This is a genomic window from Cysteiniphilum marinum (genome assembly GCF_014857925.1).
Lineage (GTDB): Bacteria > Pseudomonadota > Gammaproteobacteria > Francisellales > Francisellaceae > Caedibacter > Caedibacter marinus.
Genome location: NZ_JACYVZ010000002.1, coordinates 207,224 through 221,801 on the forward strand (window position 1 = coordinate 207,224; position 14,578 = coordinate 221,801).

The following is a 14,578-nucleotide window of genomic DNA, read 5'->3' on the forward strand; positions in this document are numbered from 1 at the left end:
GTCATTTTAAGCAAGATCTTTTGCACTAAAGACATCTTGCTATGGCTGATAGATTTTTTATTTTTTTGCCAGTGCTCAACAGCTTTTATCATCACTTTTTGCTATGATTTCTAAAGGTTATTAGTACTGGAAAGAAATCGTGAAGCGCAAATGGCTGCCTAGCAAAGAGGAATTGAAAGAACATAAATGGTTGCGCTTTTTACACAAACACATGCACCATAATTTCTTATGGCAATTTGATAAAAGCAGTGTCAGCAAAGCCTGCGTTATTGGTGGTTTTATGTGTATGATGCCAATGCCATTTCAAATGGTGCCTGCTGCCATTTTGGCACTTTTTTTGCGTGCTAACTTGATTATTGCCGTTGCATTAGTATGGATCAGCAACCCAATCACTATGCTGCCGATGATGTATGGTGCCTATCTATTTGGCTGTTTCATTCTAGGCAAGACACCACTGTTTCATGAGGATAACTTTGCGTGGCATCAGATGATTACGCATATTCATAGTATTTTTACACCGTTAATTACCGGATGCGTGATTATCGGCTTGATCCTTGGAGTCATATTGGCAAGCATTAGTTGGTTTGGATTTGCTTTGTTTAAAGCCAAAAATAATAAACATAATTAAAGTAACCGTACCCTGAGCGTAAGTCGAAGGGTACACTTAGGTAATGGATTAGAAATAACAACAAATAAGGATATAAGACAGGAAATATACAATATGCTAAACAAAAAGTTTCTTTCATCCAATAACACTGAGCATTTTATCTATGGTGTGATGCTTATTGGACTCATTATGGTCTTTTGGAATCCGATTGGCATGATGAAAATCTCAATGGAAAACACATTAATGCTCTATGTTTGGCGTGGGATTACCGCACTTTTTTGTTGGATTGTAATTTTGATTTTATTTACCGCAAGTCGTGACGCACGAAATGGCATTTTAGCCACATTTAATGCGCTTTCCACTTGGATCAAAAGTCTGATCATATTGTTCTTTTGCATTGGCATTATCTCAGCAAGCTTGGCGTTTCATCCAGCAACTGCCTTTAAAGGCATATCAATCGATATCACACTACTACTGAGTGTGCTATTCTTAGCGCATTACTTTAGTCGATTTCCAGATCATGTTCGCTGGCTTATTGGCGCTGTGATTGTTTGCGCTATTAGCTACTTGTTTGTGCTTATACTCAATGTGTTACTGGCGCACTTTTATTTCCCACCAAAAATCGCACAATTTAACTTTCCTGAGTTTTTTTTGCGTCAATTTAACTTTGCTAATCCGCGATTTTTTGATCATTTTGCCAGTTGGTTTTTGCCCATTTTATGCTTGCCGTTATTAAGTCACAATTATAGTCGTGCATTTAAAGTATTAAGCTTCATTGCCATGGCGTCTCTGTGGCTTGTTATTATCGCACATAGCTCACGTGCTTTAATTCTCGAGTATATTATTATCACGATTGTGCTTGGTGTTTTAAATCATAAAATACTGATACGTTTTCTTGGTTGGCAAGTCTTGGCAGTTATTATTGGTGCCCTACTGTTTTATTTGGTTCAAAATATTGTTGGTGGTGAAACGGTACTCGCACGCAATATTTTTGCCAATCAAGATCGCTGGAGCTTATGGGCGAAATCATTAGCATTAGCAGCACACCACCCACTACTTGGTGTCGGTGAGTTAAACGCGCTATATTATCTAAAAGACTATCCGCATAATATTATCCTAACCATTGCCTGCCAATGGGGCGTTATTGGACTGATGTGTTTTCTACTCGTGGGTTTGCGTGCTTTTCGTCGCGCATGTGAATATATGCAAAGCTATAAACAGTCGGCTTTATATTTTGTTGCCTTTGCGAGTGTGTTGGCAGGGATGACCCATGCATTGGTCAGTAATCTCTTCAAATTACAATTAAGCCAATTTAGCTTAGTCTTTGCCATGGGGCTGTTACTCTCCTTTATGCAAAAGCTTATGAAAGATCATCAAAAAAATAAAAATAACACGCAAAAAAAATGCCATCTAGTATTGATGGCACTTTGTTTTATATTGATTATTTTATTATTTATAATACCGTTTTTATACCAAACGGCTATTTAGAACTCAGCACAAACATCTGCCACAGTTGCACTATCAACAGTCGTTGCACAAGTCCACGTTACACCATTTGAAGCTGGAACTGGGGTTAATGAAACAGTGCTTCCACTTAAAACTGTGCCTGCTTCGCTATTGAAAGTATATGTAATTACGCCAGTACCTGAAGCCAATGCTACAGATCCATACTTACCGTCTTTATCACTTCCACCTGTTGTAAAGGTTGTAGGCAACGTTCCTCCATTTGTATTAATCTGTTCAGCCACATATGTTTTATCAGATCCTAGGAAAGAATACGCTTCAGATAATCTTGCACGCTCTGTATAACTGGTATACATTGGAATCGCAATGGCGGTTAAAATCGCAATAATCGCAATCACAATTAATAATTCAATTAACGAGAAACCTTTTTGTTTTCTCATTTTTTTAATTTGCTTAATGTCCATAACTATTCTCCTCTTTAATTTTTATCTTTTTTCTTTTATGTTGGTTGGGGGGGCACAATAAACGCTTGAGCTTTTTGTATTAGAAAGCTAGCTCACAGTTGCTTTTTGTGCAAGTACGTTATCGAAAAAAATAGTGTTTTTTAGGTTTAAGTTAGCAAAAAACGAAATAAGCTAATCTAATGTGCGAGATTAGCCATAAGCCATTAACAACAACAGCCTAATTATTGCACAGACAATCGATCATAGCGTTTAAGCATACTCTCATTACCACTGACACCTCCACAGTGCAAATAGATAATAGGTTGAGGTAACTCATGATAAGACTCGAGCATCACTTGCCATGTTAATGGGTCATACAATAGATCAAACTCAATGCCTGTTTGTTCCTTAAGTTTATCATACATTGCCAAATGCTCAGGATAGCAAGTCCCGAAATGATACTTCTTTAAGGATGATAATATTGTTGGTAAACGCCATTTTCCTTGAGATAATTCATTCATCTGCTCATATAAATAATCCTTATCCCCAACACAAGGTACGGTATAAATTTGATAAGCCTGCTCGATATATTGCTGTAAATATAATGCGCTCACCCCCGTACCGGAAGCAATGACAATACTCGCTTGGCTTATGTTGCGTGATTTAAGATAATCATTAATTTCCTTGGCACATAGTCTTAATCCTTCCTCAGCACCTCTATCTGCACCACCTTGAGCTAAAAACAAGGTATCTGGATCTTCTTTATAATGACTTTTGACATGTGCCAAAGTTAATGCTTGATCAACAATATGTGTCTTCATTCCTAGTGACAATGCCGCTTTATAATTGCCAAAGGGCATACTTCTCAGTGTCTTAGGCAGTGGTTTTAACCAATAGTCGAATGACAATTCATGCAAAGCACAAAATTGCGCTACTGCCAACATGTAATTGGATTGCGCACCACCAAAGGATACGATCTTGTTGATGTGTGGGTTACGCTTGATATATTTGATAAGCCAATAAAGCTTATAAGCCTTATTACCTGAGAACAGCGGATGAATTAAATCATCGCGTTTAATAATAAATGCTAAGCCATCAACCTCGACTTCCTCGAAGATTGGCTTATTGAAATGGATAATGATCAGATCTCCATCATCTCAAAGTCTTCTTTACCGACGCCACAGTCAGGACACTCAAAGTCATCAGGAACATCTTCCCACTTGGTGCCTGGATGGATACCATCTTCTGGCCAGCCTTCTGCCTCATCGTAAATCCAACCACAAACCACACACATATATCTTTTGTATTCTAACTCTGACATTTCTTGACTCTTTTCTTGATTTTTTTCTTGGCTCTTTGGCTCACTGATTAACATTCTGACACCTTATAATAGCAGGTTCGTCCAAATTATGGCGCACATATTACTGTTTTGTCTGGTCAATGTTAAGTGATTTATCTTCTAATATTTTGCTCATCATGACATCATTTTGCTGCCATAACTCATTAATCCACGCTTGAAAGTCCTTCTTTGCTGCATCATCTTGATAATAATTTTGATACGGAATATCCTTTGGCTCAATCAGTTCAATATGAATATGCACTTCATTAATAACACCACATAAAAAGTCCCAAAAACTTGGGCGATTTTCAGGGTAAACAATCGTCACATTTAAAACCCCTTTGATCTTATCACCCAAGACATCTAAAGCAAGTGCGACACCTCCAGCTTTAGGTTGTAATAAATGCTTAAATTGCTTGCCACCTTTGACATGCTTTTGCGGGGTAAAACGCGTACCCTCAACAAAGTTAACAACCGATACATGGCGATTTTTAAAGCGCTGACAAGCACGCCTTGTCTCAAGCAAGTCTTGACCTTTTTTCTCAGGATGTTTTTTAAGATAGTGTTTTGAATAACGTTTCATTAACGGGAAATCCAATGCCCAGCAGGCAATGCCAATGATTGGCACATAGATAAGCTCTTTTTTCATAAAGAACTTAGCAAAGGGAATTTTATTTAAAAACACTTGTTGCAATACGACAATATCAAGCCAGCTTTGATGATTGCTTAAAATCAAATACGAACGACACATACTAAAATCTTGATAACCACTGACAATATATTTTGTTGGCAAAAGACATAAACTGACTTTGTTATTAATTGTCATCCATGACGTTGCCAAGAACATTAACACTTTTCCCACCGTATTTTGCCATGCCTTTTGCGGAATTAATTTCAACAATGACAATATAATCACCGGGACCCCAAAAATAATCGTATTAATGATCAACAATAGCAACAGCACAACCCCAACTGCAATATGCCATATTCTTTTCACACCTACTCTCCAGTTTTTTATTTTAGTTTTGTTTTATCTGGAGCCCCACATTTTTTCTATTTCAACACCCCGCCTCACAAGTTCGGCACCCCTCTTTCTAAGAGAGGAATATAAAATCACCATTGCCCAATTCCCCTCTTTGCAAGAGGGGTGGCAGTCGCAGACTGACGGGGTGTTTCTAAATCATAGTTTTTTAAAAAATGCGTAACTCCAATTATTTATTCTTCTTCAGTTTTATTTGTTTCTATCACTAGCTCGCCATTATCTTTAAATATAGCCGTGATTGCACCATTTTGTGCGGTATTTAATATTTTTATATTTGCAGCTTGATAATTTTGCACCACTTCACTGTGTGGGTGTTTAAAGCCATCATGCTTACCACTGCTAAAAATCACATATTTTGGACTCACCACTTCAATAAAGTCTTTAGATGACGAACTTGAGCTACCATGGTGCGGTGCAAGCAAAATCGTTGATGGCAGTAATGTACGATGGTTATTAAGTAGATGACGTTCAGCTGTTTTGTAAATATCCCCCGTTAACAAAACGGATTGATTATTAAAACTTACCTTTAACACACAAGAACCATTGTTACCTTTAAGGTGATTGACAGTCAGAAATTGAAACCTGACACCATGAACTTGCCACTGTAAACCCTCTTGACAAATTTTTGCATCTACTTTGCCTATTTTCTCATTACTAAATACTCTAGTGACTGTAAATTCATTAAGCACATGCTCCAAACCACCGCTGTGATCTTTATCTTTGTGGCTGATGATAAGTGTGTCAATATGATTGATACCTTGATGTTTAAGGTAAGGAATAAGGGTGTGTTTAGCGATAATAAATTTCTTACCATTGCCACCTGCGGTGTCATAGACAACAACGGTTTCTGGCGTTTGAATCACAATTGCCATCCCTTGTCCAACATCAAGCACGGTCATTTTAAAAACCACATCTGAAGACAAGCGTTCTTTTTGAAAAACTGGCAGAAAGAGTGCAATACTTAATACACGTAAATACCATGGCAAAGGAAAAAGTAGCAAAGTTAAGCCAATAACTGCGCCAATAACTGCTAACATTGAGATGCTATGCCAATAAAAGAACAACATCTCAACAGGTAGAAGGTTAAGCCATAGCACCAAAAACTTAATCAAATAAGCGCTAATAAACCAGAGATTTATACCGAATAATGATAACACTAGGTTAATAAACAAACTCGGCACCACTAAAAAGCTCACCCACGGAATTGCAACTAGATTAGCAATAACGCCAACCATACTAAAACCCTGAAACCAGAAAATAGTCAGTGGAATTAATAGAATCATTAATAATAATTGAATCAAAAGATAACGCTTAAATTTAGTGAGTGATAATAAGCTGCGATTAATGACAATCAAAAAGAAAACTGCCATAAACGACAGCCAAAATCCAGGTTCAAATAACGATAAAGGCTGCCATAGCGCGATAATAACGCCTGCCATAAGTAATAAATAAAAGCTATTGATCTTGCGATTAATAAAAAGCCCAATAGAAAAAACAAGCACCATGATAAAAGCGCGCTCCGTAGGAATCGCAAAACCGGCTAAAAGACTATAACCAAAGGCACTGATAGCAGCAGCAATCAACCCTGCCTTTTGCGCTGGCAACCACTGACATAAACGCACTGAGCATGACCATAAAGCTCGTAACAAACAAAAAGCAAATAATGCAATCATACCAATATGAAGTCCTGATATTGCAATCAAGTGAGATGTACCTGTTTGCTGAAAAAGGCGCTTATCATCAAGCGTAAGTTCATTTTTATTGCCAATTAATAAGGCACTGGCTAGTGCCCGTAACTGTATGTTTTTAATGGCTTTTTGCAGTATGCGTTCAATCCGATAACGCAAGCGCTCAACAAAATAGCGATAATCTATCCCGCGAAATTGTGCTTTTTCAGTTGTATTGACATAACCCACCGCCTTAACTTGCTGACGTTTAAGCCAATTGGCATAGTTAAAAACCCCTGGATTACTAAAGCCTTTTGCCATTTGCAACTTAGCATGCAAGCGCCAACGCGAACCTGGCGTTAACTGCCATGGCCGTAAATTTTTATTTGGATAAACACTCAAGCGAATCAAACCGTCCTTTGTCGCAAATAGAAACTTGCTAACCGCCTTATCACGATCAACCAAACTAGCAACAACACCTTCGATCACAATTTTTTTATTTAACTGATTCTCAGGATACTTCTGCGTATATCCATAAAGCACCCAAAACCCATGCATTGCGATAAGCAATAACAACAGAATGATTAAAGAAAGCCCCAAGTCTCTACGCATAAAAAAGTTCAAATAACAAACAATGTTCTTAGCATAGTGAAGATATAGCGCTTTTACGAAAAAAGCGTGTTAAATTTTGCTGAATTTTGATTGCAACAATACTATCAATATGTAAAATAACTCCATTATTTAGGTATCATTAATAACTATTTCAGCGAAAAGGATGCGCTCAAATGAAACTTATTAACTAAAAAGCATGAAAACATGCCTATCTTTAAAATTAAGATAAGCAACGTAAATAAACGAAGTAAAAAAAGTGAAAGAAAGTAAAAGGAGGATTCTAATGATCAATATACTTATATTTGGCAGTGGTAGAGTAGGTTTACTTACAGGTGCAATGCTTGCATCAAGTGGTGACTATCATGTGCATATTGCTGATATTCAAGCTGATAGAAAGCCTTTAACCCTTGGTAAGCACGCTCACAATCTAACGCACTGCGTATTAGACATTATGAAGGAAGACAATGTTAAAGCATATATCAAAGAGCACAACATCACGGCACTAGCCGCAGCTTTGCCTTACTTTTTAACCAAAAAAGTAGCTGAAATGGCGAAAGCTTGTGATACTAACTATTTTGATCTAACTGAAGATGTTGAAACAACAAAATATGTTGAGATACTTTCACAAAATAGTGACAAAGTTTTTGCCCCGCAATGCGGATTGGCTCCTGGCTTTATAAGTGTTGTTACGAATGATCTTGTTAAGCTTTTTGATGAAGCTGAAACGGTCAAGATGCGTGTAGGTGCGTTACCTGTTAATATCAGTCATCCACTGCAATATGCACTGACTTGGTCAACCGAAGGCTTGATAAATGAATATGTCAAGCCATGTGAAGCGATTGAAGATTTCAAAAATGTCACGATCGATCCACTTGATGATCTTGAGACAATTAAAATTGATGGGCTAACGTATGAAGCATTTAATACCTCAGGCGGTATTGGCTCACTCAAAGACACCTATAAGGGCAAGGTACGTAATATCAACTACAAAAGTGTGCGTTACCCAGGACACTGTGAGAAATTACGCTTTCTAATTAACGATCTTAAGCTTAAAGACAAGCAAGCGCTTTTATGTGAGATATTCAACAATGCCATTCCACGCGTTGAAGACGATGTTGTCTTGGTCTATGTCTCTGTTGAAGGTACAATTAATGGCGTTTATAGTGAACGTCATTTTGCTAAGAAATACCACTCACAAGAAGCCTTTGGACAACAGTGGAGCGCACTGCAATTAACAACAGCCTGCGGTCTATGTGTCACTATTGACCTTGCATTAAAACAAGCGCATTTTAAAGCAGGTTTTGCTAAGCAAGAAGATATTACCTTAGCACAAATGATGGATAATCGCTTTGGGCATTACTATCGCTATAATTTTTTGGATAACTGCGCTGACAACCCAAAGCCTGAGCTTGGTACTAATCCAAGTAAAAGAGAATATATCTAAAGTAATGAGCCAAGAATAAATTGAATGTTAATTACCTCTCACCCTTACAGAGCGATCGCACAAGGAAAGAGGTACTAGCTAATGCAACTTATTTATACACTATTACTAAATGACCTAAATTAAATCAACGGAGAACATAATACAATGACTTGCATGACAAGCTACACAGAACAACTAAGCCAATACGCTGCCAAGCACAACACTGGTGAATATATTGAAAGCTTTAACCCTGCCAATAATAAACTATTGGCTAAGGTGCCAAGCTTAGGTGTTTCACACCTGCAGCAAACAATTAGTGAAGCGCAAGATGCTTTCATTAAGTGGCGCAAGATCCCAGCGCCACAACGCGCAGAACTAGTACGTTTAATTGGTGAAGAGCTAAGAAAGCATAAAGACCAATTAGGCAGTCTTGTATCCCTTGAAATGGGTAAATCCAAGCAAGAAGGTGACGGTGAAGTTCAAGAGATGATTGATATGGCGGATTTTGCCGTTGGTCAAGCACGCATGCTGTATGGCAAATCAATGCATTCAGAGCGCCCAGATCATCGCATGTTTGAACAATGGCACCCGCTTGGTGTTGTCGGTGTGATCTCAGCGTATAACTTCCCTGTTGCTGTTTGGTCATGGAATGCCTTTATTGCCGCAATTTGTGGTAATACAGTTGTTTGGAATCCATCGCCAAAAACACCACTTTGTGCCTTAGCAATTCAAGAAATTTGTGATCGCGTGACCAAAGCACATAACTTCCCAAATGTTTTTACTTCTGTGGTTTCAAAGAGTGTTGATGTTTCTAAAGCACTGGTTGCTGATGAGCGCATAGCACTAATGTCTTTCACAGGTTCAACTGCCGTGGGACGCGAGGTTGGTGCAAGTGTTGCCAAGCGCTTTGGTAAATCACTGCTTGAATTAGGTGGTAACAATGCCGCAATCATTGATGAGTCTGCTGATTTAAAATTAGCAATTCCTGCCGTTGTCTTTGGTGCAGTTGGTACAGCGGGTCAACGCTGTACTTCACTCCGTCGTTTACTTGTGCACAAGAGCATCTATCAAGATGTTATTAAACGCCTACAAAATGCTTACAAGCAAATCACTGTTGGTGATCCACTAGATACTAACAACCTTATGGGCCCTTTGATTGATCAAAATCTTGTTGGGATTTATCAAAAAGCAGTTGCTCGCGCTAAAGAGTTAGGTGGTAATATCCTTTTTGGTGGCAATGTGATTAATAAGCCAGGCAACTATGTCGAGCCAACAGTTATCGAAGCTCAACCTGACTGGGATATTGTTAACCAAGAAAACTTCTGCCCTATTTTATTTGTGATGCCATTTGATGATATTGAGCACGCAATTAAAATTAATAATCAAGTGGATCATGGCTTATCATCTGCCATTTTCACACAACGTATTGACCATTCTGAGCAATTTTTATCATATGCCGGCAGTGATTGTGGTATTGCCAATGTCAATATTGGCACATCGGGCGCTGAAATTGGTGGCGCTTTTGGTGGCGAGAAACACACCGGTGGCGGGCGTGAAGCTGGATCTGACGCATGGAAAGCCTACATGCGTCGTCAAACCGTTACCATGAATTGGAGCAAGGACTTACCCCTTGCACAAGGAATCAAATTTTCACTTACAGAGTAGGAGAATAACCATGTCACAGATCGCAATTTTAGAAGACTTATGGCAGCAATATATTGAAGCCAATCCTCATGTGCAGAAAATTTATGATCTTTTTTGTGATCATAATGCACAAGTCATCAATGACCATATTGCACTACGCACGATTAATGACCCGCGCATTAATCTTGAAGTATTAGCCAAACCTTTTATTGCTGAAGGCTATTTTGAAAATGGTGATTATCATTTTGAAGCTAAAAAACTTTACGCTAAGCACTATGAGCAAAAAGATCCAACACAGCCTAAAGTGTTTATCAGCCAATTGTTGCTTGAACAATTAAGTCCATTTGCACAACAAACCATTAAAGAATGCATTGATCAAATCCCACAAGACTTGCTTGATAATCCTCAAAATCTATTGCTATCAGGAAACTCTTGGGGCAAACCAAGTCATGAGATTTACCAAAAATTATTAACTGAGTCTGAATATGCGGCATGGTTCTATGTCTTTGGGTTTAGAGCAAATCACTTTACCGTTTTCATCAATGCATTAGATCAATTTAGCGAAGTCCATGAAGTCAATACTTTCCTTAAAAATCACGGTTTTGATTTAAATAGCTCAGGTGGTGAAGTCAAAGGAACACCACGCGATTTGCTTGAGCAATCAAGTACTAAATCAGGCATGATTAAGGTTGAGTTTACTGAAGGCGAAAAGGAAATTCCATGCTGCTATTATGAATTTGCTAAACGCTACCCAGATCACACAGGTAAACTTTATCAAGGATTTGTGGCAGCTTCTGCTGATAAAATCTTTGAAAGCACTAATGTCAACGCATAATCGAGGTTATGATGAATAACGAATCATTATGGCAGCTGCGTGAAAGCGAAGTTCCTCAGGCACTTGGTAATAATACCAAGCTATGTGTTAAAAAGGCACAAGGTGCGACCTTAACAGATGTTGAGGGTAAGATTTATATCGACTTTGCCGCAGGTATTGGTGCTATGAACGTTGGGCACAATCATCCGAAAATCGTTGAAGCGATCACCAAGCAAGCACATGAATTTATCCAGCCATGCTTTCATGTGATGATTCATGCGCCTTACGTAAAGCTTGCACAAGCCTTAAATACCTCAACGCCTAGTGACTTTGCAAAGCAAACGATGCTTTGCAATAGTGGTGCTGAAGCAGTTGAAAATGCGATTAAAATCGCGCGCTTCTCCACAAAACGCCAAGCCGTGCTTTGCTTTGATGGCGCTTTTCATGGTCGCACGTTTATGAGCATGTCTTTAACTGCTAAAGTCAAACCTTATAAACAAGGATTTGGTGAGCTTTTTAATAACATCTATCGTCTGCCCTACCCTGATACACATTGTAATCTTAGTCACTTTAAATCATTGATCAATGATTTAATCGTGAATCAAGTTGCGTTAGAGGATATTGCTGCAATCATTATCGAACCTGAGCTTGGCGAGGGTGGATTTATTCCGGCAAGTATTGAAGCTATGCAATATTTGCGTCACCTTTGCGATGAGCATGGTATTGTAATGATTGCTGATGAAATCCAAAGTGGCTTTTGCCGCACGGGTAAGCTTTTTGCGATGGAACATTATCATTGCGCACCCGATATTTTAGTGATGGGTAAATCACTGGCTTCAGGCTTACCATTAAGTGCACTAACCATTAAAAAATCTCTGCTTAAAGATATGCCCACGGCATCCTTGGGTGGTACTAATTCAGGTAACCCTATTGCTTGTGCCGCAGCGCTTGCTTCTCTTGAAATATTTAAAGAAGAAAATCTTGCTGATCAAGCTATGCATCTTGGCCAAGTATTACGCGACTTTTTCAATAAGCATAAAAAAACCTGTGAGTTTATTGGTGATATCAGAGGGCTTGGCGCGATGATTGGTATTGAGTTTATTGATCATAACAATCAACCCAACCCAATGATGCTCAAGCGCTTTATTGATCAGTCATTACATCATGGATTGATTTTATTAAGCTCAGGCAGTCACAAGCATGTTTTACGGCTATTGTGTCCTTTGAACATTAGTAAGCATGAACTAACAGAAGCACTTAACATTATGAGCAAAGTGTTCAATGAACTACGTTTAGTGACGCAAGTTTAAACAGCAATGATCAACAATAAGACAGCGTCTAATCTTAAAGCCAAAAAAGCGAAATATTTTTTAATTTATCCTTAGTTTGACATTGACAGGGATTCTGCAAAGCACTATCATGCATCTCGTTTTCACGGATAGGTGCGACATGGGTGCGATAAACTAATTAAGCGCTATCATGCACCTCGTTGAAAACTCAATACGCACCCGTAGCTCAGCTGGATAGAGTACCTGGCTACGAACCAGGCGGTCGGAGGTTCGAATCCTTCCGGGTGCGCCATATTCAAGCGGGAATAGCTCAGTGGTAGAGCACAACCTTGCCAAGGTTGGGGTCGCGAGTTCGAACCTCGTTTCCCGCTCCAATCGAGTACAAAAAATAATTTTATCTCCTAAATATTTGCTTTTTAAAAATTATCAACTAGCTTTCTAATTAAGCAAAACTTATACGCCCCGCATTCAGCATCTATGAGTGGAGATAATTATGGATAATAAAGCGAAGAATAAACTAACTCGATCAATCAAACTATTGCCAATGGCAGTTGCAGCATTAGTTATAACTGGTTGTAGCATCACACCAAAAGCAATTGATCATGAAACACAATTGAATAATACCTATAAAGGTTTACATGATGCGCTCAATGCACAGCAGCCGATCAATCATAAGATCACATTATCTGAAGCCATTGCGCGCACATTGAAATATAACCTTGATCACAAAGTGCAACAAGCACAATTAATGCTTGAATCAGGCAATTTAAAAGCAGCCTATATGGAAATGCTGCCAGCGCTTAATGCCAGTGTTGATTATAGCTTTAGAAATAATGACCTAATCCAAAACTTAGTTAATTCAGATGGACAGGTGGTTTCAGGCGAGCAAAGTTTCACTCCACGTGAGGTGATTAATCAATCATATGGTCTGCAATGGAGCTTGTTAGACCTTGGTTTAAGCTACACTAGAGCGCAGCAACAAGCCAATCGTGTTATGATTGCCGAAGAAGAGCGTCGTAAAATCACTCAACAACTTATTCAAGAAGTTGTATCAGCATACTGGAAAGCATGGACAGCACAAACGATGATCTCTGAAGTAAACCGCTTTAAAGAAAAGGCTGAGTTAGCACTCAAACGCTCTAAAGAAGCCGCAAGTAGCAAAGCAAATACGCCACAGATTGAGCTTGATTATCAACAAGTACTTATTAAAGCCATTCGTAAAATCAATCAATTAAATGCGCAAATTGCCGATGCAAAAGCAACCTTAGCACGGTTAATGAATGCCTCTTTGGATAGTAAATTTGAGCTAACCAATCCAGGCACGGATCTCGCACAATTACCAGACATTAATCCACAGTTTGCAAAAATGGATACCTTGGCATTGATTTATCGCCCTGAACTACGTCAAGCATCATATCAAGCAGAGATTGCCCGAAAAGGCATTCAAGCAGCGATTATTAATATGTTGCCTGGCATTGATTTTAACTTTGGTTATAACGCCACCAATAATGAATTTATGAAAAACCAATATTGGTTAGGTGGCAATATTGGTGCTTCTTTGAATTTGATTCAAACGGTATTAACAGGCCCTTACGCCATTAACCTTGCCAATGAAACGCATAGTTTTGAGCAGCTAAAACAAATCGCAACAACAATTACCGTATTAACACAAGTGCGTGTTGCCTATACCAACTATTTATTATGGCAGGAAGATGCGCACTATGCAGTACAAGAAGCCAAAGTATCCATGTCATTATTTGAACATGCTGAAAAGCTTGAAAAAGCCAATCAAGGTAATGAACAAATCACTATTCGCCGCGGTATTGAAGCGATTTCTGCACAGTTTGATAAGGATGTCACCTTAGCGCGCGCGCATGAGGCACTGTCTAAACTCTATCAATCGATCGGTTTAGATATTATGCCAGCTGAGGCACGCAATATGCCATTAGCTGAGCTTGAGAAGAAAGTATCAACCGTACTCAAAGCACAAAGCCAAGGTGAATTTAATCGTGAGATTAATAAAGCATATGATGATATTAAGCCAACTTTAGATAAGATCAAGGCACAAATGCTCGCCGAAGAAAAAGAAAAAACAGTCAACAACAAGGCGAGTAAAACCACTACTTCACCTGCATCAAGCACATCACCAAACACAGCAAAAGAAAATACAAAATAAGCTTTCGCTATAAGCGCTTGAAATAGCTAAAGCTCATTGCTATCTTTCTAGCATTGTC

The 14,578-nt window shown here is 38.7% G+C and carries 12 protein-coding genes and 2 tRNA genes; 9 read left to right on the plus strand and 5 right to left on the minus strand.

All coding sequences use genetic code 11. The features are described 5' to 3' along the window. Positions 1-139: 139 nt before the first annotated feature. Both IE867_RS02155 and IE867_RS02160 read left to right on the plus strand, forming a co-directional pair. On the plus strand, positions 140-628 hold the full coding sequence (locus IE867_RS02155; protein ID WP_192483127.1) for a DUF2062 domain-containing protein: 489 nt from the start codon (positions 140-142) through the stop codon (positions 626-628). A 93-nt stretch (positions 629-721) separates the two neighbouring features. Beyond that, positions 722-2,095 (plus strand): O-antigen ligase family protein, encoded by a 1,374-nt coding sequence (locus IE867_RS02160; protein WP_192483128.1) that lies wholly within the window; start codon positions 722-724, stop codon positions 2,093-2,095. On the opposite strand, the gene IE867_RS02165 is transcribed toward IE867_RS02160, so the two are convergent. The 5 genes from IE867_RS02165 to IE867_RS02185 all read right to left on the minus strand — a co-directional run bounded on the left by IE867_RS02165 (position 2,092) and on the right by IE867_RS02185 (position 7,174). Then, positions 2,092-2,535, minus strand: coding sequence for a pilin (locus IE867_RS02165; RefSeq protein ID WP_318779300.1), 444 nt, complete (start codon positions 2,533-2,535; stop codon positions 2,092-2,094). The two genes, IE867_RS02160 and IE867_RS02165, sit on opposite strands and share 4 nt — an antisense overlap. 221 nt (positions 2,536-2,756) lie before the next feature. Then, a complete protein-coding gene (locus tag IE867_RS02170; RefSeq protein ID WP_192483129.1) occupies positions 2,757-3,458 on the minus strand; it encodes a 1-aminocyclopropane-1-carboxylate deaminase in 702 nt (233 codons plus the stop codon). A gap of 197 nt (positions 3,459-3,655) precedes the next feature. Next, positions 3,656-3,835 (minus strand): rubredoxin, encoded by a 180-nt coding sequence (locus IE867_RS02175; protein ID WP_119327587.1) that lies wholly within the window; start codon positions 3,833-3,835, stop codon positions 3,656-3,658. Positions 3,836-3,935: 100 nt separating this feature from the next. Next, on the minus strand, positions 3,936-4,850 hold the full coding sequence (locus IE867_RS02180; protein ID WP_192483130.1) for an acyltransferase: 915 nt from the start codon (positions 4,848-4,850) through the stop codon (positions 3,936-3,938). Between the two features lie 218 nt (positions 4,851-5,068). Next, positions 5,069-7,174 (minus strand): DNA internalization-related competence protein ComEC/Rec2, encoded by a 2,106-nt coding sequence (locus tag IE867_RS02185; RefSeq protein ID WP_192483131.1) that lies wholly within the window; start codon positions 7,172-7,174, stop codon positions 5,069-5,071. A gap of 283 nt (positions 7,175-7,457) precedes the next feature. Between IE867_RS02185 and IE867_RS02190 the strand changes: the two genes are divergently transcribed. The 7 genes from IE867_RS02190 (at position 7,458) to IE867_RS02220 (ending at position 14,520) form a co-directional block, all read left to right on the plus strand. Then, on the plus strand, positions 7,458-8,618 hold the full coding sequence (locus tag IE867_RS02190; protein WP_192483132.1) for a saccharopine dehydrogenase family protein: 1,161 nt from the start codon (positions 7,458-7,460) through the stop codon (positions 8,616-8,618). Positions 8,619-8,771: 153 nt separating this feature from the next. Then, positions 8,772-10,262, plus strand: a complete 1,491-nt coding sequence (amaB, locus tag IE867_RS02195) for an L-piperidine-6-carboxylate dehydrogenase (protein ID WP_225629924.1) — start codon at positions 8,772-8,774, stop codon at positions 10,260-10,262. Positions 10,263-10,272: 10 nt separating this feature from the next. After that, on the plus strand, positions 10,273-11,076 hold the full coding sequence (locus IE867_RS02200; RefSeq protein WP_192483134.1) for a DUF1338 domain-containing protein: 804 nt from the start codon (positions 10,273-10,275) through the stop codon (positions 11,074-11,076). A gap of 8 nt (positions 11,077-11,084) precedes the next feature. After that, complete coding sequence (locus tag IE867_RS02205) at positions 11,085-12,365, plus strand: aspartate aminotransferase family protein (protein ID WP_192483135.1); 1,281 nt, start codon at positions 11,085-11,087, stop codon at positions 12,363-12,365. 194 nt (positions 12,366-12,559) lie between these two features. Beyond that, a tRNA-Arg gene (locus IE867_RS02210) sits at positions 12,560-12,636 on the plus strand. Between the two features lie 7 nt (positions 12,637-12,643). Beyond that, positions 12,644-12,718, plus strand: a tRNA-Gly gene (locus IE867_RS02215). Positions 12,719-12,837: 119 nt separating this feature from the next. Next, a complete protein-coding gene (locus IE867_RS02220) occupies positions 12,838-14,520 on the plus strand; it encodes a TolC family protein (RefSeq protein WP_192483136.1) in 1,683 nt (560 codons plus the stop codon). Positions 14,521-14,578: the final 58 nt, after the last annotated feature.